This window comes from Vicinamibacterales bacterium (assembly GCA_036504215.1).
Lineage (GTDB): Bacteria > Acidobacteriota > Vicinamibacteria > Vicinamibacterales > Fen-181 > FEN-299.
The window spans coordinates 304,975-327,225 of the sequence record DASXVO010000035.1; the positions used below are offsets into that span (position 1 = coordinate 304,975).

Consider the following 22,251-nt stretch of genomic DNA (forward strand, 5'->3'; position numbering starts at 1 on the left):
CTGGATGGGCTTTTTCGATCGGCTTCGTGACGGCCTCTCCCGCACCAAACAGCAGCTCGTCGAGCGCTTCGAGGATATCGTCAAGCGCGCGGATGCGCCCGAACGGCGCAGCCAGCCTGTCGATGTCGAGACCGTCGAGGCCCTCGAAGAACTCCTGATTTCCGCCGATGTCGGCGTTGCCGCAACCGAACGGATCGTGTCCGCCGTCAAGACCCGCGTGCGCCGCGGCGAGAGCCTTCGCGACCTGGTCAAGCAGGAAATCCACACCATCTTCGACGCGGCGGAGGAGCACGCTGCGGCCCAGGTCGCTGCGAGCGAGGCGGCCGCGTCGACGCCGACAGTCGTCCTCATCGTGGGCGTGAACGGCACGGGCAAGACGACAACCGTCGGGAAGCTGGCATATCTCCTGAGATCCAACGGAGCGTTCCCCCTCATCTGTGCGGCCGACACGTTCCGCGCGGCTGCCGTCGAGCAACTCGAGATCTGGGCGAAGCGTGCCGGTGTCGACATCGTGCGGGCGCACGAGGGCGCCGATCCGGCCGCCGTGGTCTACGATGCGATTGCGTCGGCCAAGGCGCGCGGTCGCAGCCCCATCCTGGTGGACACGGCCGGCCGCATTCACACGCGCGTCAACCTGATGCACGAGCTCGAGAAGATTCGGCGCATCGCCTCGCGCGATGTGCCCGGGGCGCCCCAGCAGGTCCTGCTGGTGCTCGACGCCACCGTGGGGCAGAACGGGCTCGCGCAGGCTCGCGAGTTCATGGGTGTCGCCGGCGTGAATGGCATCGTTCTCGCCAAACTCGACGGCACGGCCAAGGGCGGAGTGGCCGTCGCCATTGCGAACGACCTCAAGCTGCCGATCCGCTACGTCGGCGTCGGCGAATCGATCGACGACCTGATCCCGTTTTCGGCGGATGAATACGTGGACGCGCTGTTCGAAGAGCAGTGGTAGCGGGGTTCGACCGTTCAGACCGCGTCGGAGAAGGGCAGCTTCACCTCGACCACGCGCTGCCGGCCGCCGCGGCGCTTCTGACGTTCGGAGAGTTCCTGCATCACGGCGGACGAGACGGCCGAGGACAGTTCTCGCAGGACGGCACTGACGACTCGATCGCGCTTCAGGCTGGCTTCCCGGCCGTCAACGGGTGCGCCGAACAACTCGCCGAGATCGACATCAAGGGCGGCGGCGATCTTCTCGAGGGTTTCAGTGGAGCAATGGCCGCCATGCACGACGTGGCTCACCGTTTCGGGGTGAACGCCGGCCAGTCGCGCGAGTTCCGTCTGCGTCATGCCCTGCTCGTCGAGCAGGGCGATCACCGCATCGCTCCATCGGGTCATAGGATGCGCTCCGGGTGCCGGCTCAGCTCGCATGCTACGCAGGACCGGGGCTCCGGGCAAGTAGATTGTCGGATCGTCGGGGAATCCCGGCGGGTGGACTCGCGCAGCGAGATTGACATTGCTGCTCTCACCCGGCTACGATAAGGGTTTGCCCGACATGGGGTTAGGGCAGGATCTGCGCGCCCGCGCGTTGCAGGCCGCCTCGGACCCCGGTCGGACGTGCGGCCGGCGTATGTTCGATACCCTCAGTAACCGCCTGCAGGACGTGTTCCGCTCGCTCCGCGGAGAGGCACGTCTCACGGAAGCGACCGTCGAGTCGGCGCTCCGCGAGATCCGCATGGCGTTGCTCGAGGCCGACGTCAATTTCAAGGTCGTCAAGGCGTTCGTGGACCGCGTGCGCGACCGCGCGATGGGGCAGGACGTGCTCCGCAGCCTCACGCCCGCTCAGCAGGTGGTCCGCATCGTCCGCGACGAGATGCTGGCGCTGTTCGGCGATGCCGGCGGCGGCCTCCAGCAAACCTCGAAGTCGCCGCGCGTCGTCCTGCTGCTCGGCCTGCAGGGGTCTGGCAAGACGACGACCGCGGGCAAGCTGGGAACGTGGCTGGCGCGCCAGGGCCGGCATCCGATGCTGGTGTCGACCGACGTGCGGCGTCCGGCCGCCATCCAGCAGTTGAACGTGCTCGGTCAGAAGGCTCAGCTCCGGGTGTTCGATCCGCCGGGCCAGATGGACCCGGTGCGGCGCGCGGCTGACGCGCTGGCCGATGCGCGGAACCTGGGCTTCGACGTGGTCATCGTCGACACGGCGGGCCGGCTGCACATCGACGACGAGTTGATGGGGGAACTGCAGGCCATCAAGGCCGCGGTATCGCCGTCGGATCTCATCTACGTCGCCGATGCGATGACCGGGCAGGACGCGATCAAGAGCGCCGGCGAGTTCAACCGTCGCGTCGGCGTCACGGGCGTGATGCTCAGCAAGCTCGATGGCGACGCGCGCGGTGGAGCCGCGTTGTCGGTCGTGGCGGTCGTCGGCGTGCCGATTGCATTTGTCGGGAGCGGGGAAGGCCTCGAGGACATCGAGCCGTTCCACGCCGACCGGCTGGTATCGCGGCTGCTCGGGATGGGTGACGTGCTGTCGCTCATCGAGAAAGCCGAGCAGGTCATCGACCGGGACGACGCCCAGCGGCTCGAGCAGAAGCTCCGGACCGACGACTTCACGCTCGAGGATTTTCGTGACCAGCTGCGGACGATCCGCAAGATGGGACCGCTCGAGAGCATCATCGGGATGATCCCGGGCATGGGGAACTTGAAACAGCTGGCGGAGAACAAGCCGGACGAGAAGCAGTTGTCCCGTGTCGAGGCGATCATCAACTCGATGACGCCGGCCGAGCGGACCGACTACCGGGTAATCAACGGCAGCTGCCGGAAGCGGATCGCGCGCGGCAGCGGGACGTCGGTGGAGGAGATCAACCGCCTGTTGAAGCAGTTTCAGCAGATGCGGAAGATGTTGAAGTCGCTGGGCGGTCTCTCTGGCGGCGGCAAGGGTGCGCTCAAGAAGTTGCGCCGCATGGGGAAGTTCCACTGAGGCCATGGCCGGCCGCTGCAAGGCCGGTCCGAACGTAGAACGTCGAAGGATTGAAAGGGTGTTCGATGCTGGCGATTCGTCTGAGCAGGATCGGTTCGAAGAAGCAGGCGCATTACCGTCTGGTGGTGTGTGAATCCAAGCAGGCCACGGGGAGCCGCGTCGTGGAGATCGTGGGCCACTACAACCCACGGACCGTCCCGGCGACCGTCAACGTCGAGCACGATCGCATCGCGCACTGGCTGAAGATGGGCGCGCGCCCGTCCGAGACGGTTCGCACGCTGCTCGCCGGGCACGTCACCAACAAGCCCGAGGCGGTTGCGGCCGCACCGGCGGTGAGCGCCCAGTGAGCGAGGCGCGAGACGTGGTCGAGATCGTGGCCCGAGCCCTGGTGGACGACCAGGACACCGTGCGCGTGACCGAGGCCGACCATCGCGGCATGTCCGTGGTGGAACTGTTTGTCGCGCCCGACGATCTCGGGCGGGTGATCGGACGCCAGGGGCGCACGGCGTCGGCGCTGCGCACGCTGGTGGCGGTCGCCGCCGAGTATCACGACTACGACGCCACGCTCGAAATCCGGGAGCCGGACGGGCGCTAGTGGACGACTGGGACGACTACGCGGTCGTCGGGCGGATCGCGCGCGCCCACGGCAATCGGGGCCAGGTCATCGTCAACCCGGAGACCGACTTCGTCGAGGAGCGGTTTCGGCCGGGGGCGGTGCTGCACGCCTTGCGGGGCGGGCGCGTCGAGCGTCTGCGGATCGCGAGCATGCGCGTGCACCTCGGGCGCCCGATCGTCGGGATTGACGGCGTCGTGACGATGAACGACGCCGAGGCGCTGGCGGGTGTCGAGCTTCGGGTCCCGATGGCGGACCTCGCACCTTTGCCGCCCGCCATGTACTATCGTCACGACCTCGTGGGTTGTGCGGTCGAAACGACGCGGGGCGACCGGGTGGGTGAGGTGACCAAGGTCGAAGGCGACATGGGGACCAGTCGACTGGTGGTGAGCGGACCTGGAGGCGAGGTGTTGATCCCGATCGCCCAGGCCATCTGCGTCGTCATCGACGTGGCCGCCCGGCGGATCGTGGTCGATCCGCCCGAAGGGCTGCTGGAAGTGAATCGCCGCCCGTGAAGTTCGATATCGTCACGATCTTTCCCCGGATGTTCGAGGGGCCGACGCGCGAGGGCATCCTGGGGCGGGCGATCGATCGCGGCCTCGTGGACTTGACGGTCCTCGATCTTCGCGAGTTCACCGAGGATCGCCATCGCACGGTCGATGACGTGGCCTATGGTGGCGGCCCCGGGATGGTGCTGAAGCCGGCGCCGCTGTTTCTCGCGGTCGAACGGATCCGCGAGACGCGCGGTCAGGCCGCCGCGATCATCCTGACGTCGCCGCAGGGCCGGCCGTTCTGCCAGGCCGATGCCGTCCGGTTGAGTGCGCTCGACCACGTGGTGGTGCTGTGCGGCCGCTACGAGGGCGTGGACGAGCGGGTGCGCGAGCAGGTGGCGACCGAGGAACTCTCGATTGGCGACTACGTGCTGACCGGCGGCGAACTGCCGGCGCTGGTCGTGCTCGACGCCGTGACGCGGCTGCTGCCCGGTGCGGTCGGTGACGAACAGTCGGTTGTGCTCGAGTCGTTCACGCGCGGGTTGCTCGACTACCCGCACTATACGCGCCCGGCGGATTTCCGCGGCTTCACGGTTCCCGACGTGCTCTTGTCGGGGCACCACGCCCAGGTCCGGCGGTGGCGGAAGCAACAGGCGGTCGAACGAACCCTGGCGAGACGGCCAGAACTGCTGGCCGCCGCCGAGTTGGACGAGGAAGAACGCGAGATCCTGCGCGAATTGAAGCTACACCGTGGGGACGACCGGCCGGCCGCCCCCGCACGACCTGGCAGGGCCGACCGGGAGGTTGCCCCTGTGCGACGGGAGGATACGAACGATGGGCGCGATTGAAGCGGTGGAGGGCGGGCAGCTCAAGCAGCGGCCCCAGATGAAGTCGGGAGACACGGTCCGCGTACACGTGAAGGTCCGTGAAGGCGACAAGGAACGGATCCAGGTGTTCGAGGGGATCGTGATCGGCATGCACCGCGGCGGTGCGCGCGCCACGTTCACCGTGCGCAAGGTCTCGTTCGGTCAGGGCGTGGAGCGCATTTTTCCGCTGCACTCGCCGATCATCGACCACGTGGACATCGTCCGGTCCGCACGCGTGCGCCGCGCGAAGCTCTACTTCCTGCGCGAGTTGAAGGGCAAGGCCGCGCGCATGAAGGAAACCAAGCGCACGGCGTGACTCGGGAGCCAGCAGCCAGGAGCCAGGAGCCAGCCCCTGACCCCTGAATCCTGTTTGCTGCTTCCGTGTTGGTCCACCAATGAGCCGCCCACGGGCCGCCCGCACGGTCGAAAACTCGCTGCGCCGGTTCGGATTCGTCAGAATCGCCGGCGTGGACGAGGTCGGGCGCGGGTGCCTGGCCGGCCCCGTGATGGCGGGGGCCGTCGTCCTCGATCCCGACCATCACATTCCGGGACTTCGCGACTCGAAGCTCCTGCCTCCTGCGGAGCGGGAACGCCTTCACGACGAGATTACGCGGCACGCGCTGGCGTGGGCCGTGGCCTCGATCGAACCGGAAGAGATCGATCGTCTGAACATTCATCGGGCCTCGCTCCGCGCAATGCGGAACGCCGTGCTGGCGCTCAATCCGCTGCCGGATTTCGTCCTGGTCGATGCGTTCCGCATCCCGGATTTGATGGTCGCCCAGCGGGGCATTGTCCACGGTGATGCGCGGTGCGCGGCGATTGCTGCCGCATCGATCGTGGCGAAGGTCGTGCGGGATCGATTCATGTGCCGGCTGCACGAGGCCGACCCCCGCTACGGCTTCAACCGGCACAAGGGGTACGGGACGGCCGAACACCTCGAGGCACTCGGCCGATGCGGCTATTCGGCGAACCACAGACGGTCGTTCCGCCCGCCGTCGCTCTTTGATACGATCGACGAGACGATCGGCACCAGGGATACTGGGGAAGGCCCGGCCTTCGACCGATAGTCTTCAGCGGGAGAGGTTTGCGGTCGGTTCGTCCACAAACTGCTGTTGAGGTGAGAGGCGCGGTGGCCATCGATCGCGACGCCACACTCCGAAAGGCCGAGAAGTTCCTTCGCCAGGGCCGGCTGGACCAGGCGATTGCGGAGTACCTGCACGTCATTGCGGAACAGCCGCGTGACTGGAGCACGGTCAACGCGGTGGGCGACCTGCTGGTGCGTGCCGGCCAGGTCGAGAGCGCGATCGAACACTACACCCGCATCGCGGACCACTTCTTCGAGGAGGGGTTCCTGCCTCGGGCGGCTGCGGTCTACAAGAAGATCCTCAAGCTGAAACCGGACGAGGAGCACGCGGCGCTGCGCGCGGCGGAGATTGCCGAGCGGCAGGGTCTGATGGCGGACGCCAAGGCCACGCTGGCCAACGTCGCCGACCGGCGGCTGAAGAGGGGCGACAAGCGTGGCGCGGCCGAGATCCAACTGCGCATCGGCGCGCTGGACCCGAACGACCTCAACGCCGGGATCACGGCGGCGAAGGCCGCGTACGAACTGGGAGACGTCGCCGGCGCACTCCAGCGTCTCATCCAGTTGTCCGCCGACTTCCAGCAGCGCGGGCGCATGCCGGAGAGCCTCCGGGCGCTCGAAGAAGCCCTCAGTGTTGCCCCGGACAACGTCGAAGTCCGTTCGGCGCTCGTGGAGCGGTGCCTGGCGGCCGGTGAGATCGAGCGGGCCATCACCTACGCCACCGCCGCACGCGAGTTCAAGGCGATCGCCGCCGAGCTGTATGCCCGGGGTCAGGCCAATGAGGCCCTCGTGGCGCTCGAGCGCGCGCTCCAGGAGGACCCGGAGGACAACGACACGCGAGGCCAGCTCGCCCGCAGCTACATCGCGAGCGGAGACCTCGAGAAGGCCCGTGCCTGCCTGTCGGGCGACATCGTCGATCCGGAACTGCTGTTGAGCCTGGCGGAGGTCGACTTGCGAGGCGGGCGCCTGGACGATGGCCGTGCGCTGGCCGCGAAGGTCCTGGAGCGCGATCCGACGCGCCGCGAGGAAGTCGTCCTGTTGGGATGCCGGCTCTGCGAAGAGAACAGTGACGCGGCGTTCCAGTGCATCGACGTCGCGACCGATGCGGGCGTGGCGGACAGCGACTGGCCGGCTGCCGCGTCGGCCCTCCACGAGTACGTCACCCGCGTGCCGGGCCATATTCCCGCGCTGATGAAGCTCGTCGAGATCTGCGTGGACGGAGGCCTCGACGCCACGATGTACGCCGCGCAGGCGCAGTTGGCCGATGCGTACCTGAAGGCGGGACGCGGGAACGAAGCACGAGTGATCGCCGAGGATCTGGTCGCCCGCGAGCCGTGGGAGTCGGCCAATATCGAGCGGTTCCGGTCGGCGCTGGTCATGCTCGGCGAGCCCGAGCCGGACTCGATTATCGCGGACCGACTGAGCGGCGACTCGCCGTTCACGAGCACCGACTTCGCGATGGACTCGAACCCCGGCGAGGCGACGGCACCGGAGGCGCCAGTCGCGAAGATGACGGAGGCGGCGCCGCCGCCGGCAAAAGCCAGGTCGAAGGCCAGGGCGGCCGATGGTCGGGCTCCGCTCGGCCCGGCGGAGATCGACCTTACGACGATCTTCGGGGTCGACTCGAACGAGCACGGCGGCGGCGACGTGATGGAGATCGACCTCAGCGACGCGATGGGCGACATCTCCTTCGACATCAGTCCGCCGGCCGGGGGCGCGACGCGCTCGGGACCCGTCGAACGTCAGAATCTCGAGCGCGTGTTCGAGGGTTTCCGGGACGATGCCGCTCGTCAGGGGGGGGACCCGGGACAGCAGTATCGCCTGGCGTTGGCCTACCGTGATGCCGGCGATCTGGAGGCGGCGATCCGGACGCTCGAAGGCGTGGTGCGCTCTCCGCGCCACCGGTTCGACGCCTCGGCCATGCTGGCCCGCCTGCACCGCGACTCCGGTCACGTCCACGATGCCATCGACTGGTTCGAGCGCGCCGCCGAATCTGCTCCGGCCGCCACCGACGCGTCCCACGAAGTCCTGTACGAACTCGGGGCGCTGCTCATTGAGGCTGGAGAGATCGTGCGGGCGCTGGCGGTCTTTCTCGAACTTCAAGCCGATGCGCCGGACTACCGCGACGTGGCGGCGCAGGTCGAGCGCCTGTCACAGAAGGCGTGAGAGGTCCCCCTGTTGACACGCCTGCTGTTCATCGTCTACTTCCTCGAGGTCGGTCTGCTCCTCGTGTTCGTGCCGTGGCTCGCGTTCTGGGATCGCAACTACTTCAGCCACGCGCTGCCGTTTCTCGGCGCGGTGATGCGGAACGACTTCGTGCGCGGCGCCGTGACCGGGCTCGGCGTCATCAACATCGCGGCCGGACTCGCCGAACTCTTCTCGCTCTTCACCGCGCGCCACCACTGACATGCCCGTCCCGCGCGCGATTGTGCCGCCCGTGTTCTGCCTGGTGACCGACCGGCTCGCCCTGCAGCGGCTGCACGGCCAGACCCGCTCGGCCGTCGATCTGCTGTTCGAGCAGATTGACGCAGCCGTCGGCGCGGGGGTGGATTTGGTGCACGTGCGCGAGCGTGACGTCGACGCCCGCGAGTTGACCCGGATTCTGCACGAGTGCGCCCGCCGGGCGGCCGGCACCCGGACGAGAGTGGTCGTGAACGATCGTGCGGATGTGGCCTGCGCGGCCGGAGCGGACGGCGTCCACCTGCGCGGCGACTCCGTCAGGGCCGAGCGCGTGCGGGCGATCGCCCCGGGGCTGATCGTCGGGCGGTCGGTCCGCAGCGCGGCCGAAGCCGTCCGCGTCGCCGCGGAAGGAGCTGTGGATTATCTCGTGCTCGGCACGATCTTCCCGACGCCGTCGAAACCGGGAGGGGAGACAACCGTCGGCGTCGATGAGCTGAATCGTGCCGCGGTCGGCGTGCGGGTTCCGGTGCTCGCCATCGGCGGCGTCACGCCCGAGACGCTTCCCGCCATCGCTGCGGCGGGCGCGGCCGGTGTGGCCGCGATCCGGTTGTTCCAGCCTCACGCGGGCGGCTTCAGCCATCTGGCGGCGTCGATGCGGGAGTGGCGGGCGACGTTTGACATACACCGGGTGATTTCCTAACATGAAGCCGCAATTCATCCTTCCGATGCGGCCTCGTGTCCAGATGACGTTGGCGATTCATGCCTGAAGACGATTTTGGCGCGTTCCTGCGGCAGGCCCGCGAACACGCCGGCATCTCCCTTCGCGATATCGCGTCCACGACGAAGATTTCCGTGCCCGCGCTCGAGGCGCTCGAGCGGAATGACGTCTCGCGGTTGCCGGGCGGAATCTTCTCGCGGGCTTTCGTGCGCGCGTACGCGCGGGAGGTCGGTCTCGACGTCGATGAGGCGGTGCGCCGCTTCGTGACGCGGTTCCCCGACGCCGGGGCCGAAGAGACGCCGACCCCGTACGAGGCCAATCCGGACAAGATCGTCGTCGATGACGAGCCGGCGACCGGCCGGACCAGGCGGATCATCGGCTGGAGCCTGCCGCTCGTGCTCATCGTGATGTACTTCGGCTTCGGCGGACGGCTGCCGCTGTTGAAGGACCCGTCGGCTACGCCCACGGCGAAGCCGGTGGAGGCGACCGAACCGGCGCCGCCGCGACCCGCTCCGCCGGCACTCGCGCCGCCCGCCACGGCTGCCCTGCCGGATACGACGATCACGCCCGCAGCAGGGGCTGCCGGCCAGACACAGGCCGCCACGTCGCCGCAGCCTGCGCCGTCTGAGACGACGGCCACTCCACCGGCGCCTGCCACGCAGCCAGCGGTGCAACAACCCGGTGGATTCCGCTTGAGCCTGGTCCCCAAGGACCAGTGCTGGGTGACGGTTCGGGTCAACGGCGAGAAGGTCTTCACGGCGACGATGAGGCCCGGCGAACGGAAGGACCTCGACCTGCACGGTGAGGTCAGCCTCACGGTGGGTGATGCCGGCGCAATGGCGTTTTCGCTCGACGGTCAGCCTGGCCGTCCGCTGGGCACGGCCGGCCAGGTTGCTACCGCGCGAATCAACGCCCAGAACCTGAAGACGTTCCTCGAACCTCGCTAGTCTGGACCCATCGTGGATGTAGCGTCCCGCACGCCGCTCGTCGAATGCTTCCAGCGCGGTGATGTGCCGCGCGACGTCCGCCTGCTTGCCGCCCGCGGCGCGCTCGCGCCGCGCGTGCACGAGCAACTCCAGTTGTTGATGCTGCTGGTGTCCGATGCCGATTCTGACGTGGCGGCGGCCGCGGAGTCCACACTGGCCCTGCTTCCGGTAGCGGCGGTCGCGGCACACCTGGCGCGACCGGACGTCGATGCCGGCATGCGTGATTTCTTTGCCGCGCGCGGCATCTCGCCGACAACGGCTGCTCCCGACGACGCTCTCGGCGAGCCGCTGGTTCAGGTGTCCGAACCTTCGGACACACCGGCGACGTCCCCCGACGCGGCTCCAGCCGGCGCGCCTGACGACGAAGGAGAGCGCAAGGGGGCAGCGCAGCGACTCGCCATGCTCAGCGTGAGCGAGCGCGTGAAGGTGGCGATGACCGGGACCCGCGAGGAGCGGGCCATCCTCGTTCGCGATGCCAACCGGTTGGTGGCCGCCGCGGTGCTGAGCAGTCCGAAGCTGTCCGAGAGCGAGGTCGAGGCGATCGCCCGGATGTCGAACGTCTCGGACGAGGTCCTGCGCCTCGTCGGGACGAACCGCAGCTGGACGAAGAACTACTCGGTGATCGCCGCGCTGACCAGGAACGCGAAGACTCCGGTTGGCATCTCGCTGACGCTCATCAATCGCCTGACCGAGCGCGACATGAGGATGCTGTCGATGGATCGCAACATCCCGGAGGCGGTGAGGACGACCGCCCGCCGGCTCCTCGTCCATGGCGAAGGCCGGAGGCGCTGATGGACCCCGCTGCCGAGATCAAGAAGCTGTACCGGCGCGCGACGCGCGCCACGATTGCCAGAGACCTGGACAAGGCGATCGATCTGCTGAAGACGATCGACGACGAGGATGAACGGGACCGCGTCGCGGTCTTCATGGACGGCCTCGCGCAGATGCGCGCCGAGTGGCGGGACGCCGTGGCGCCGCAGAAGGCGGGGAGGCGGGGAGGCGGACAGGCGGAATCGCCGGAAGGCGGACAGGCCGCCAAGGTGCAGAAGTCTGACGTCGCCACGCGTCGACGCTAGAACGGCAGCTTTCCCGTCGGCAGCCGGTCGGTCAGTGGCCTGCCCGCGTGTTCCTGCGAAGGGTGGCCAGGAACTGATCGACTGGCCGCGTGTTCAGCACGTCTTCCGGTCTCAGCCACGCCCGGCGCGCAACGGTCACGCCCCAGCGCCGCATCGCGAAACCGCCGGCCGAATGTGCGTCGGTGTCGATCACCAGGCTGACTCCCCGCTCCTTCGCCAGCCGCGCGTGCACGTCGTTCAGATCGAGCCGATCGATCTGTGAGTTGATCTCCATCGCCACACCGTGTTGCGCGGCCGCGTCGACGATCCGTCCCATGTCGACGGCATAGGGATCGCGGCGGAGCAGCAACCGCCCGGTCGGGTGGCCGATGATGTCCACGACCGGCGACTCGATCGCCCGCAGCAGCCGCTCGGTCATCTGTCCTTCATCCTGGTTGAACGCGGAGTGCACGGAGGCGATGACGACGTCGAGCTGGGCCAGGCAGTCCTCCGCGAGATCGAGCGAGCCATCGGGGCGGATATCGCACTCGATGCCGGCCAGCAGCGTGATGCCCTCGAGTCTCGCGCCGATCGCGCGTACTCTCGCGGCGTGGCGGAGCGTCGCCTGCTCGTCCAACCCGCCGGCCATCGCCAGCGCCCGGCTGTGGTCGGTAATCGCGAGGTAGGACAAACCCGACTCGCGGGCGGCGGCCGCCATCGCCTCGATTGAGTCGCGGCCATCCGTGGCATCCGTATGACAGTGCAACTCGCCCTTGATGTCCGACAGATCGACGAGGTTCGGCAGCAGGCCTTTGGCAGCCGCCTCGATTTCGCCCCGGTTCTCGCGCAGCGCGGGCTCGATGTACGCCAGGCCGAGCGCCTCGTAGATCGACGCTTCCGTCTGTCCTGCGACCGCGGCGCCACTGGCGTTGTTGAAGAGGCCGTATTCGTTGAGCTTGAGACCACGTGCCATCGCGCGGTCACGCAGCGCGATGTTGTGGGATTTCGAGCCGGTGAAATACTGCATGGCCGCGCCGCGGCTCTCGCGCGGGACGAGCCGAAGATCCGCCTGGTAGCCGCCGCGGAGCAGGATGCTGCCCTTGGTGTCGCCCTGGCCGAGGATGCGTTCCGCCAGTCGATACTTCGTGAAGGCCTCGATGAGGGCCGGCTCGCCGCCGATCGCCAGGACGTCCAGATCGCCGCACGTCTCGGTGCCGCGCCGCAGGCTCCCGACCGGTATGAACTCCGTCGCGGGGGCGATCGCTCCGAGGTGCGCCAGCAGCGCCGTGGCGACGTCGTGCGTCTCGGCGAGCAGATGCCGGCCTAGGTGCCGTTGCCGTTCGTCGAGTGCCTTGAGGATCAGCGCCTCCTTCTTGGCGCCCATGCCTTTGAGCCCGCGCAGCCGGCCTTCGCGGGCCGCCGCCTCGAGGCCCTCGACCGTGGAGATGTTCAGCGTGCGATGGAGCAGTGCGACAGTCTTCGGTCCGACACCCTGCAGTCGCATCATGTCGAGGAGAGTGACCGGGAACTCCGCGAGCAGTTCCTGGTGGAACGTGATGGCGCCGTGGTCGGCCAGTTCGAGAATCTTCGACGCGAGGTCCTTGCCGATTCCCGGCAGACCGAGCAGTTGCGCGGCGTCGAGGGTGGCGACCCGCTCCGGGCAGTTCGCGACGGTATCAGCGGCCGTCCGGTAGGCGCGGATCTTGAACGGGTTCTCGCCCTTGATCTCGAGCAGGTCGCCGATCTCACCCAGGATGCGCGCAATGGCCAGGTTATCCAATCCGAAGTCCCTCGGTTTCGACCTTGAAGTCGAGCAACCGGCCGCCGGCGTCTGCCACGGCGCGCCGCACGGCGTCGGTGTCCGCTGGTTTCGCGTAGAAGAACATGCAGCCGCCGCCGCCCGCGCCGCAGACCTTGGCCGCCGTCGCGCCCGCCTGGCCGGCCTTCGTGATGAGCTGTTCGATGAACGGCGTGGTGACGCCCGGCGCGAGCCGTTTGCGATTCTCCCACTCGGCGGCAACCTGCCGGCCGACTTCGTCCCAATCCTCGCGCGCCAGCGCCTGGCGCATCCGCACGGCCGTGTCTCGGATCCGCTCGAAGCAGTCGAAGACCTGACGATCGCCGTCGATGTGCCGCTTGGTGATCTCCCAGTTGTTCGTGCCCGAGTTGCGCGGCGCGCCGGTGTAGCAGAGGACGATTCGGCGTTCGAGCTCGCGGGGATCCACCTCGAGCGCGACGCGCGTGACGGTGTCGACGCCCAGCTCGACGGCGGAGATGCCGCCGTAGAGGGCGGGACGGTAGTCCTGCACGCCGGTCGGCACGGCGATCGCCTGGGCCTCGACGTTCATCGCGATGCGCAGCAACGTCTCGTGGTCGTAGTTTGCGCCCGTCCATCGGGACATGGCGCCGCAGACGGCAATATTGAGCGCCGACGAGCCGGCGATCCCGGCTCCTGCCGGAGATTCGGCGCGGGTCGTCAACGTGAGACCTTTGGCGCGGAAGAAGTGGAGCAACCAGCGAAGCAGGCTGAGGTCACCGTCGAGCGTCAGCTCGCGAAAGTCGGCCACCTCGATCGACCGCCCCGTGTCCTCGGACCGAATGGCGATGCGGCTGTCGTCGCGCGACTCAATCGTCGCGCGTGCGAGCAGGCTGATCGCGACATTCAGCGTCTGCGCCTGATCGTGGAACAGATAGAGCGGCCAGATATCGATGGTGCCGCCAGCCAGATCGATGCGGGTCGGAGCGGAGGAATGAATGAGCACGACATATTATAGCGTCACGGAATAGGAGTCAGGAGCCAGGAGACCGGTGCCCAGGGCCCAGCGCCTATAATGATCAACCGGGGAGGATCCAATCGTGCCGGTCGCTTTGCATCGACATGTCGGGCAGTTGGCGGTGGTGGGGTTCGCGGGAACGACACTGCCGCCGGAGATCGCGGCCTTGGCGCGGGAGTTCGATCTCGGCGGCATCATCCTGTTCGCGCGCAATGTCGAGACGCCCGAGCAGGTGGCCGAGATTGCCGTCGAGGCGCGACAACTCGCGCGTGATCTTCCTCTCTGGGTCGGCATCGACCAGGAGGGCGGCCGGGTCGCCCGGCTGAAGAGGGGGTTCACCGAATGGCCGCCGATGGCCGCGCTGGGCCGCTCGGGCGACGCAGCCCTGGCCGAGCGCTTCGCGCGTGCGCTGGCGCTCGAGTTGCGGGAAGTGGGCATCTCGATCGATTTCGCGCCCGTGCTCGACGTGCTCACGAACGCGAAGAACCCCGCCATCGGCGACCGCGCACTGAGCGACCGCGCCGACACCGTGGCCTCGTTGGGGACGGCAATCATCCGGGGGTTGCAGGACGGCGGCGTGGCGGCCTGCGGCAAGCACTTCCCCGGGCACGGCGCTGCGGGCGTCGACTCGCACCTGGATCTGCCGCTCATCGAGAACCCGCCCGACTCCTTCGACGCCGTGGATTTCGTGCCGTTCCGGGCGGCCATCGACGCGCATGTCGCGGCGTTGATGACGGGGCACCTCCTGGTTCCGGCGTTCGACGAGCGGCACCCGGCGACGCTGTCGAAGCCGATCGTGCAGGGACTGCTGCGAGAGAAACTCGGCTTCGACGGCCTCGTGTTCACCGACGATCTGGAGATGAAGGCCATCTCGGCGCGGATGTCGCGCGAGCGTGCGGTCAGCGGTGCCATCGCCGCAGGTTGTGACGTCGCGCTGCTGTGCGGCACGGACTGTGCGGCTCACGCCAGCGCCCTCGAAGCGCTCGTCCATGCGGTGGAGCAGGAGGAGATCTCCTACAAGCGGATCGAGAATGCCCTGCAGCATCAGCGGTTCGCGAAAGAACGGTTTGCCGGCGTCTCGCTGGGCCGATCCTGGCGACCGAAACCAGCCGCGACGCTCCCGTCCGTGCTGGGCTGTACGACTCATCAGCTGATTGCGGAGGAGATGCGACGCTTCGTCTGACGACCATGTTGAAGCCGCGAGCACTCCGGACCGGCGATCGTGTGGCCGTGGTCGCACCGGCCAGCCCGTTTCAGCGCGACGAATTCGAGGCGGGGCTCGCGGAGATTCGTCGCCTTGGATTCGAGCCGGCCTACGACGAGAGCTTGTTCGAACGACGCGCGTACCTGGCTGGCAGCGCGCGGACGCGCGCCGGCGCCCTTCGGCGGGCCCTGGCAGACCCGTCCGTTCGCGCGGTGTTGTCGGTGCGCGGCGGATACGGGAGCGTGCAGGTCCTGCCGTTCCTGGATGTGGACGAGATCCGCACGGCCAGGAAACCGATCGTCGGCTACAGCGACCTGACGTCGCTGCTCGCATTTGTGTCCTGCAACTGCGGCATGGTATCGATGCACGGCCCGACCGTGGCGGGCCGCCTCGACCGCGGGGCTGACGGCTACGACAAGCGGTCGTTCCTCGGGGCGGTAGCGAGCCTGGATCCGATTGGGGAGTTGACCGCGTCGGACCTGGAGGCGGTGAAACCCGGCGAGGCCGGTGGCGCGCTCTACGGCGGGAACCTCACGCAGTTGTGCGCGTCGCTCGGCACGCCGTACGCGTTCGACCCGCCTGCCGGCTGCATCCTCTTCCTCGAGGACGTGAACGAACGGCCGTATCGCCTCGATCGGCTGTGGACGCAGCTCCGGCTGGCAGGGATTCTCGGTCGCGCGACGGCCATCGTGTTCGGCACGTTTCCGGGCTGCGACGAGCCTGGCGACAGCTCGCTGACGGGCCGGAGCGTGCTGGCGGATTTGGCGTCGGAGTTTCCCGGGCCCGTGTTGTTCGGTCTGCCGTCGGGCCATACGGCTGGCCCGGCGCTGACGCTTCCGTTCGGCGTGTCTGCACGCGTGGTGGCGGGCCCGCATTCGGTGGTGGCCATTACCGAGGCCGCCGTGACCGACTAGAGGCGGCCGCTTGAGCGGCACGGGCTGCCTCGGTGACAGGTATCGCGCGGGCGTCTCGCCCGTGCCCTTGGCGACGACAACCATGAAACGCATCCACTTGATCGGTATCGGCGGCACCGCGATGGCCACCCTTGCGGCCATGCTCAAGCAGGAAGGGTTCGACGTTCGCGGCTCGGACCAGAACCTCTATCCGCCCATGAGCACGTTCCTCGCCGAGGAACGGATCGACACGCTGTCGGGCTATCGGGCAGAGCACATCACGGCGGATCTCGACCTGGTGATCGTGGGCAACGCGGTGTCGCGCGGGAACCCAGAAGTCGAAGAGGTGCTCGATCGGAAGATCCGTCACTGCTCACTGCCGGAGGCCGTGCGCGAGCAGTTCCTCTGGGGCGCGCGGTCCGTGGTGGTGGCAGGCACGCACGGCAAGACCACCACGACGTCCATGGCGGCCTGGTTGCTGACGGTGGGTGGCCGCGACCCGAGCATGCTCGTCGGCGGGATCGCGGCGAACTTCGGCGCGGACGGGTCGAGCTACCGCCTCGGACAGGGGCGCGAGTTCGTCATCGAGGGCGACGAGTACGACAGTGCGTTCTTCGACAAGACGGCGAAGTTCCTGAAGTATCTGCCGGACATCGCGGTCATCGGCAACATCGAGTTCGACCACGCGGACATCTATGCGAATCTGGACGAGATCCGGCTGGCGTTTCGGCGCCTGGTCAACCTCGTGCCCGGCCACGGCCTGCTGCTCCTCGGCACCGACAGCCCGGAGGCGGCAGCGATGCACCAATTCGCGCGCTCACCTGTCGAGACGTTCGGGCTGGCGTCCGACGCCGACTGGTATGGCTACGATCTGCGCGTGAAAGACGGCGGCGTGCTGTTCGGCGTGCGATTCGGGGGAAAGAGCTACGCCCAGTTCCACCTGCCGCTGCTCGGTGCGCACAACGTGCGCAACGCGCTCGCCGCCATTGCCATCGGCCATGCGGTCGGTCTCGACCCGGGCACGATAGCGGACGGCCTTTCCAGCTTCAAGGGTGTGAAGCGCCGCCTCGAAGCCCTCGGCACGGTCGCCGGCGTGACCGTCTACGACGACTTCGCGCACCACCCGACCGCCATCGCGGAGACGCTGCGCGCCCTGCGTGCCGCGCATCCGTCGTCCCGAATCCGCGCCGTCTTCGAGCCCCGGTCCGCCTCGTCGTGCCGCAAGGTGTTCCAGCAGGCGTTCGCCGAGGCGTTCGAGGCGGCCGACGATGTGATCATCGCGGCCGTGTTCCGATCGAACCTGCCCGAGTCGGAGCGGCTGTCGGTCGACCAACTGGTTGCGGACATCGAACGGCCGGGCCGGCGAGCCCGCCACATTCAGGGCGTGGACGAGATCGTATCCACGCTCGTGCGGGAGCGGAAGGAAGGCGACCAGGTGGTGTTGATGTCGAACGGCGGCTTCGGCGGCATCCACGGCAAGGTGATGGACGCGCTGCGCGCCGCTGGCTGATCGTCAGGGACCTGGTGTTCGTGGTGCCCGTGGTGATCGGGCGCCGTGGGAGACGTCGATGTCGTGGACCGAGGCCATTGATGCGGCGTTCGGACCGGAGCGGCTGAGGGAATACGTGCCGCTCGCGCCCCTGACCACCTTCCGGGTCGGCGGGCCGGCGGACTGGCTGCTCGAGGTACGCGACGGCGATGAACTGGCGCGGGCCGTCACGCTCGCGCGCGGGCACGGTCTCCCGGTGACGATCCTCGGAGGCGGGTCGAACGTGCTCGTGTCGGACGCGGGCATTCGTGGTGTTGTCGTTCGTCCAAAGGGGGGACACGTCGGCCTCGACGGGGGCTCGCAGGTGAGGGCCGACGCCGGCGTGTTGCTGAACAGCGTCGTCCGCTGGACGATCGGGCGTGGTCTCGCGGGACTCGAGGCCTGGGCGGGCACGCCGGGCACCGTCGGCGGCGCCGTCTTCGGCAACGCCCACTACGGCGGGCATTCGATTGGCGACTTGGTTCAGTGCGTCAGGCTCCTGGCGCCGGATGGCCGCATCGCCGAAGTGCCGGCGCGCGACCTCGGTTTCGCGTACGATCGGAGCCGGCTCCAGGAGACCGGCGAGATCGCGTTGTCGGTGACATTCCTCCTTCGCCCCGGCGCCGATCCCGCCGACCTCCGCGAGATCGCGCGGCGCTCACTGGCGCACCGCAAGCGCACGCAGCCGCTCCACACGCCGAGCGCCGGGTGCATCTTCCAGAATCCGGATCCGGCGCGCGATCGGTTGCCGGAGGGCATCCCGCCGTCCGCCGGCGCGCTCGTCGACCGCGCCGGCCTCAAGGGGCACGCGATCGGCGGAGCACGAGTCTCAACGACCCACGCCAATTTCATCGTCAACGAGGGCGGCGCGACGGCGGCCGACATTTGGGCCCTGATGACGTTGTGCCGGCGTACCGTGCGCGAGCGATTCGGGGTAGAGTTGCGCGAGGAAATCCGATGTGTCGGGCGGCAGGGCTGAGGTCCTGCCCGGTCAATCTATGTCCACACTCCTGATCGAAGGCGGTCGTCCCCTGTCCGGACGGCTGGTCGTTGGCGGCAACAAGAACGCCGCTTTGCCGCTCGTTGCAGCCTGCCTGTTGACCGACGAGGAATGCGTCCTCACCAACGTGCCCTGCATCAGCGACGTGACCGTGATGGCGCGCCTGCTCGCGGATCTCGGCGCGACCGTGGACGGCATCGGCACCAGCACGCTGCGGATTCGCTGCGCGAAGGTCGAGCGCGACCAGCCCCAGAGCGCCCTCGTCGGCCGCCTGCGTGGGTCGGTACTGTTGCTCGGTCCCATGCTCGCGCGCCTCGGCCGCGCGCGCCTCGCGGCGCCGGGAGGCGACTTTCCGGCGCGACGAACCATCGCCATGCACCTCGAGGCGCTGCGCGCGATGGGTGCTCGCGAACTGGAAGGCGAGGGCCACGTGCTCGAGACGCCGCATGGACTCCATGGCGCCTCGATGTACCTCGAGGAGGCCTCGGTCACCGGCACCGAGACGGCCCTCCTGGCCGCGGCCGCGGCCAAGGGCACCACGGAGATTCGCCACGCCGCCTGCGAACCGCACGTCGTCGAGCTCTGCGAGTTCCTGCGGAAGATGGGCGCGGGCGTCACCGGCGAAGGAACCCACACGATCCGCGTCGAGGGCGCCGCCCGCCTGCGGGGCGCTTCGCATCGCCTCAGCGGCGACTACATCGAGGCCGGCAGTTGGGCCGTCGTGGCAGCCGTGACCGGTGGGGCGATCGACGTCGAGGGCGTGCGCGCGACCGACATGGAGGTCGTGGCATCGGTGCTCCACCGCATGCAGGTCCGCTGCGAACTCGAGGACAACCTGCTTCGCGTGGTGCCCTCGTCGCCCGTCGGCGGCTCCCGCATCGTCACCGGCCTCTGGCCCGGCGTGCCGAGCGATCTCATCAGCCTGATCACCGTGCTGGCCACGCAGGCGACCGGCCGCACGCTGCTGCACGACTGGATGTACGAACTGCGCCTGTTCGCGCTCGAGCAGTTGAGCGGCATGGGGGCCGATCTGTTCCTCTGCGATCCGCACCGGATCATCGTCACCGGTCCGAAGCGCCTTCGCGGCCGGACGCTCGACACGCGCGATCTCCGCTCCGGGATGGCCCTCGCTGCCGCTGCTCTCGCGGCCGACGGCCTGAGCCGCCTCGGCCCGCTCGAAACCGTCGAGCGCGGATACGCGAACCTGACGGGACATCTGCAGGCGCTCGGGGCGCAGGTCGAGCGCATCGAGGCCTGAGCCGGGCGCGTGGTGGGCGCCGCAGGCAACGACTATTTGATTTCCTTGATGGGCGGCTTCGGCACGTCGCGGGGCGGAATCTCCACGGGCGGCTCCAGGAAGTTCCCGCCAGAATCGCGACCGATGCGAAACGGCCGCAGGTCCGTCTCAGACAGATCCAACACGCGGATGATGTGCGGGGTCAGGGTGAGGATGATGTCGGTCTGCTGGCGCTCGCGGTGATTGCGGCCGAACAGGCGGCCGACGACCGGGATGTCGCTCACGCCAGGGATGCCGTCGAGCACCGTCCGCTCGTCGTCGCGAATCAGCCCGCCGAGGATGCTCGTCTCGCCGTCCTTCAGACGGATTACCGTCGTCACCGAACGGTTGCCGAACGTGGGCAGGTCGCCGTAACCCTTGCCGGAGATGCTGCTCACCTCGACTTTGAGCTGCAGCGACACGTCGTCGTTGTGGTGCGTGCGCGGTGTCAGGTCGATGTTGACGCCGATGTTCTCGTAATTGAACGACGTGATGGGCTGCTGCGCGACGCCGCCCGTGGCGATCGGCGAGAACGTCGTCATCGGCACCGGGACGCGGTCGCCGAACTTCGCCTGCGCGGTGATGCCTTCAGAGGTCCGAAGTTGCGGGTTCGCGAGCGTCCGCGTGTTGCCGTCGCTCTTCATCAGCCGGTAGTACAACGACGGCAGGCCCGTCAGGAAGACGCTGGACGACGTGAGGGCCGTCAGGTCGCGAAGCGTCATCCCGGTGCGGTTGACCTCGGCCTGTCCGTCGATGCCTGGGCTCTGCGTCGAGCCTGGCGACGCGAGCTGGATGCCGTACTCGAGCATGTGCGTGCGATCCACCTCGAGCAACTCGACGTCGACCACGACCTCCGGCCGCGCCTTGTCGATGGCCGCAATCACCCGGCCGGCAGCCTGGATTCGTTCTGGCGTGTCCTTGATGGTGATGGCGTTGGTGGCCGTCGTCGGCGCAATCCGCCGCAGATCGATGACCATCCGCAGCAGGTCAATCGTCTCCTTGAGATCCGCATTGCTCAGGAAGAACGTCCGGACGACTTCCTCTTCGTACTCCCGGCGCTTGGCCGGCGTGTCGGGGATCATCGTGATCGCCCGGGGCGCGGTGACGCGGTAGAAGTTACGTGTCGTGCTTGACAGCGCGTTCAGCGCGTTCTCGAAGTCGACGTTGCGCAGGTCGATCGACACCGGCACGTCGCGGAACGCGGGGTCGAACAGCACGTTCACGTCGGCGAAGCGCGCGAGCGCGGTGAACACGTCGCGGCTGCCCGCCTCGCGGAAGACGAGCGATGCCGGCAGCTTGATGTCGTGCGGAAGGTCGAGTCCCGGCGGTGGGATGTCGCGGGTCCGCTCGATGAGCGTTTCGAGCTGCGTCTTGCCCTCCCGCGCAACCGCCACGCGCGCCCGCAGCTGGCTTCGGGCCGTCCGCAGTTCCTTGTCGATGTCACCCCTCGTCGGATTCAACTCCGATGCAATCTGCAGCTCGACGAGCGCCTCTTCCAGCTTGCCGACCGCCGCGTACCGGCGCCCGCGGCCGAAGTGGAACTCCGCCGCCCGGAGTCTCGAGCGCTCGAGCGCCAGGCGCGTGTCGAGGTTGCCGGGGTTGAGCCGTAACGCCTGCGTGTACTCGGCGACGGCACGATCGTAGTCCTGCCGTGCCTCTGCCTCGCGGCCGCGCCGCGCGATCTGCGTGGACGCGCACCCGGTGACGAGGAGCAGGAGAAGAACGCCGATGAGGCAGCGTGGGCCGGCGCAAAGCCGCGGTCCACTAGCGCGAGCGGGTTGCATCTGTAATCAGCTCCACTCCGCGCGGGATGACAAACGTGAACGCCTTGTCTGGCAGCCCGACGTTCTCCTTCAGATTCGTGAAGACGAACATGGAGGTGCCTCCCTGGGCGTCGGTGGTCACGAGCCGGCGAATCTGCAGGCTGGATACATCGAGCACGAGCACCAGCCAGTCGTACTCCCGTTGCTGCGCGGACGGCACGAGCTTGAGCGCGACCTCTCCCGGTCCGATGCCTGGGAAGTCGGCCAGTGACGGCTTGAAATCGCGCGACACATTGCCCTTGCCTGCCAGGAACAGCGCCGGACTGCTCGCCTCGTCGGCCGGCGCCACCGTCGTCACGACGACCTGGCGATCCTCCGGCACGTACGAGTAGATCTTCACGCCGTCGGAGACGAACTCCTTCTTCTCGGGCGACGTGTAGGTCCAGTGCATCTTGCCGGGCTTCTTGATCAGCACCGTTCCGCGCTCGGTGACCTTCTTCCGCAGCACGCCGCCTTCGTAGGTGTGCAGAAAGTCGGCCGAGAAGTCGCGCACCTGATCGTATTTCCTCTGGAGGTCGCGGGCGAGGTCCTGCGCCGGCCTCGACGCCTGCGGCGGGGCAGGCGTCGCGACGAGCATCGAGACGAACACGGCAGCGGCGATAGTCAGCATGTTGGCCCAACGGGCT

Annotated in this window: 24 protein-coding genes; 19 read left to right on the top strand and 5 right to left on the bottom strand. The window is 68.2% G+C overall.

Annotation, left to right across the window (positions count from 1 at the left end; genetic code table 11):
• Positions 1-4 precede the first annotated feature (4 nt).
• On the top strand, positions 5-952 hold the full coding sequence (gene ftsY / locus VGK32_09975; GenBank protein HEY3382085.1) for a signal recognition particle-docking protein FtsY: 948 nt from the start codon (positions 5-7) through the stop codon (positions 950-952).
• 14 nt (positions 953-966) lie between these two features.
• On the opposite strand, the gene VGK32_09980 is transcribed toward ftsY, so the two are convergent.
• On the bottom strand, positions 967-1,368 hold the full coding sequence (locus VGK32_09980) for a helix-turn-helix transcriptional regulator (GenBank protein ID HEY3382086.1): 402 nt from the start codon (positions 1,366-1,368) through the stop codon (positions 967-969).
• Between the two features lie 199 nt (positions 1,369-1,567).
• Between VGK32_09980 and ffh the strand changes: the two genes are divergently transcribed.
• The 13 genes from ffh (at position 1,568) to VGK32_10045 (ending at position 11,148) form a co-directional block, all read left to right on the top strand.
• Entirely contained in the window at positions 1,568-2,917 is a 1,350-nt protein-coding gene (gene ffh, locus VGK32_09985; GenBank protein HEY3382087.1) for a signal recognition particle protein, read from the top strand.
• A 65-nt stretch (positions 2,918-2,982) separates the two neighbouring features.
• Positions 2,983-3,264: a 30S ribosomal protein S16 gene (rpsP, locus tag VGK32_09990; GenBank protein ID HEY3382088.1), complete on the top strand. Its 282-nt coding sequence runs from the start codon at positions 2,983-2,985 to the stop codon at positions 3,262-3,264.
• Positions 3,261-3,512, top strand: coding sequence for a KH domain-containing protein (locus tag VGK32_09995; GenBank protein ID HEY3382089.1), 252 nt, complete (start codon positions 3,261-3,263; stop codon positions 3,510-3,512). Before rpsP ends, VGK32_09995 begins: the two co-directional genes overlap by 4 nt.
• Complete coding sequence (gene rimM, locus VGK32_10000) at positions 3,512-4,045, top strand: ribosome maturation factor RimM (GenBank protein ID HEY3382090.1); 534 nt, start codon at positions 3,512-3,514, stop codon at positions 4,043-4,045. The genes VGK32_09995 and rimM overlap by 1 nt, the downstream gene beginning before the upstream one ends.
• Complete coding sequence (trmD, locus tag VGK32_10005; protein ID HEY3382091.1) at positions 4,042-4,869, top strand: tRNA (guanosine(37)-N1)-methyltransferase TrmD; 828 nt, start codon at positions 4,042-4,044, stop codon at positions 4,867-4,869. The genes rimM and trmD overlap by 4 nt, the downstream gene beginning before the upstream one ends.
• A complete protein-coding gene (rplS, locus tag VGK32_10010) occupies positions 4,856-5,203 on the top strand; it encodes a 50S ribosomal protein L19 (protein HEY3382092.1) in 348 nt (115 codons plus the stop codon). The genes trmD and rplS overlap by 14 nt, the downstream gene beginning before the upstream one ends.
• A gap of 79 nt (positions 5,204-5,282) precedes the next feature.
• Positions 5,283-5,954 (top strand): ribonuclease HII, encoded by a 672-nt coding sequence (locus VGK32_10015; protein HEY3382093.1) that lies wholly within the window; start codon positions 5,283-5,285, stop codon positions 5,952-5,954.
• A gap of 62 nt (positions 5,955-6,016) precedes the next feature.
• Positions 6,017-8,134 (top strand): tetratricopeptide repeat protein, encoded by a 2,118-nt coding sequence (locus tag VGK32_10020; protein ID HEY3382094.1) that lies wholly within the window; start codon positions 6,017-6,019, stop codon positions 8,132-8,134.
• Between the two features lie 12 nt (positions 8,135-8,146).
• Positions 8,147-8,374, top strand: a complete 228-nt coding sequence (locus tag VGK32_10025) for a hypothetical protein (GenBank protein HEY3382095.1) — start codon at positions 8,147-8,149, stop codon at positions 8,372-8,374.
• A gap of 1 nt (position 8,375) precedes the next feature.
• Positions 8,376-9,068 carry a thiamine phosphate synthase gene (locus VGK32_10030; GenBank protein HEY3382096.1) on the top strand — a complete coding sequence of 231 codons (693 nt, stop codon included), beginning with the start codon at positions 8,376-8,378 and terminating at the stop codon, positions 9,066-9,068.
• 59 nt (positions 9,069-9,127) lie between these two features.
• Positions 9,128-10,033 (top strand): RodZ domain-containing protein, encoded by a 906-nt coding sequence (locus VGK32_10035; GenBank protein HEY3382097.1) that lies wholly within the window; start codon positions 9,128-9,130, stop codon positions 10,031-10,033.
• A 12-nt stretch (positions 10,034-10,045) separates the two neighbouring features.
• Complete coding sequence (locus tag VGK32_10040) at positions 10,046-10,864, top strand: hypothetical protein (protein ID HEY3382098.1); 819 nt, start codon at positions 10,046-10,048, stop codon at positions 10,862-10,864.
• Entirely contained in the window at positions 10,864-11,148 is a 285-nt protein-coding gene (locus VGK32_10045; GenBank protein HEY3382099.1) for a hypothetical protein, read from the top strand. Before VGK32_10040 ends, VGK32_10045 begins: the two co-directional genes overlap by 1 nt.
• A 31-nt stretch (positions 11,149-11,179) precedes the next feature.
• On the opposite strand, the gene polX is transcribed toward VGK32_10045, so the two are convergent.
• Both polX and VGK32_10055 read right to left on the bottom strand, forming a co-directional pair.
• Positions 11,180-12,907: a DNA polymerase/3'-5' exonuclease PolX gene (polX, locus tag VGK32_10050; protein HEY3382100.1), complete on the bottom strand. Its 1,728-nt coding sequence runs from the start codon at positions 12,905-12,907 to the stop codon at positions 11,180-11,182.
• Positions 12,900-13,889, bottom strand: coding sequence for a hypothetical protein (locus tag VGK32_10055; protein HEY3382101.1), 990 nt, complete (start codon positions 13,887-13,889; stop codon positions 12,900-12,902). Before VGK32_10055 ends, polX begins: the two co-directional genes overlap by 8 nt.
• A gap of 94 nt (positions 13,890-13,983) precedes the next feature.
• Here VGK32_10055 and nagZ point away from each other — a divergent pair, with 94 nt between their 5' ends.
• The 5 genes from nagZ to murA all read left to right on the top strand — a co-directional run bounded on the left by nagZ (position 13,984) and on the right by murA (position 19,784).
• Positions 13,984-15,084: a beta-N-acetylhexosaminidase gene (gene nagZ, locus VGK32_10060; GenBank protein ID HEY3382102.1), complete on the top strand. Its 1,101-nt coding sequence runs from the start codon at positions 13,984-13,986 to the stop codon at positions 15,082-15,084.
• Between the two features lie 5 nt (positions 15,085-15,089).
• The gene (locus VGK32_10065) at positions 15,090-16,019 is read left to right on the top strand and encodes an LD-carboxypeptidase (GenBank protein ID HEY3382103.1); all 930 of its coding nucleotides are present in this window, start codon (positions 15,090-15,092) and stop codon (positions 16,017-16,019) included.
• 82 nt (positions 16,020-16,101) lie between these two features.
• On the top strand, positions 16,102-17,508 hold the full coding sequence (mpl, locus tag VGK32_10070; GenBank protein ID HEY3382104.1) for a UDP-N-acetylmuramate:L-alanyl-gamma-D-glutamyl-meso-diaminopimelate ligase: 1,407 nt from the start codon (positions 16,102-16,104) through the stop codon (positions 17,506-17,508).
• 58 nt (positions 17,509-17,566) lie between these two features.
• Complete coding sequence (murB, locus tag VGK32_10075) at positions 17,567-18,505, top strand: UDP-N-acetylmuramate dehydrogenase (protein ID HEY3382105.1); 939 nt, start codon at positions 17,567-17,569, stop codon at positions 18,503-18,505.
• Positions 18,506-18,524: 19 nt separating this feature from the next.
• Entirely contained in the window at positions 18,525-19,784 is a 1,260-nt protein-coding gene (gene murA, locus VGK32_10080) for a UDP-N-acetylglucosamine 1-carboxyvinyltransferase (protein HEY3382106.1), read from the top strand.
• Positions 19,785-19,816: 32 nt separating this feature from the next.
• On the opposite strand, the gene VGK32_10085 is transcribed toward murA, so the two are convergent.
• Together VGK32_10085 and VGK32_10090 are read right to left on the bottom strand one after the other, a co-directional pair.
• Entirely contained in the window at positions 19,817-21,586 is a 1,770-nt protein-coding gene (locus VGK32_10085; protein ID HEY3382107.1) for a hypothetical protein, read from the bottom strand.
• On the bottom strand, positions 21,567-22,235 hold the full coding sequence (locus VGK32_10090) for an outer membrane lipoprotein carrier protein LolA (GenBank protein ID HEY3382108.1): 669 nt from the start codon (positions 22,233-22,235) through the stop codon (positions 21,567-21,569). Before VGK32_10090 ends, VGK32_10085 begins: the two co-directional genes overlap by 20 nt.
• Positions 22,236-22,251 lie beyond the last annotated feature (16 nt).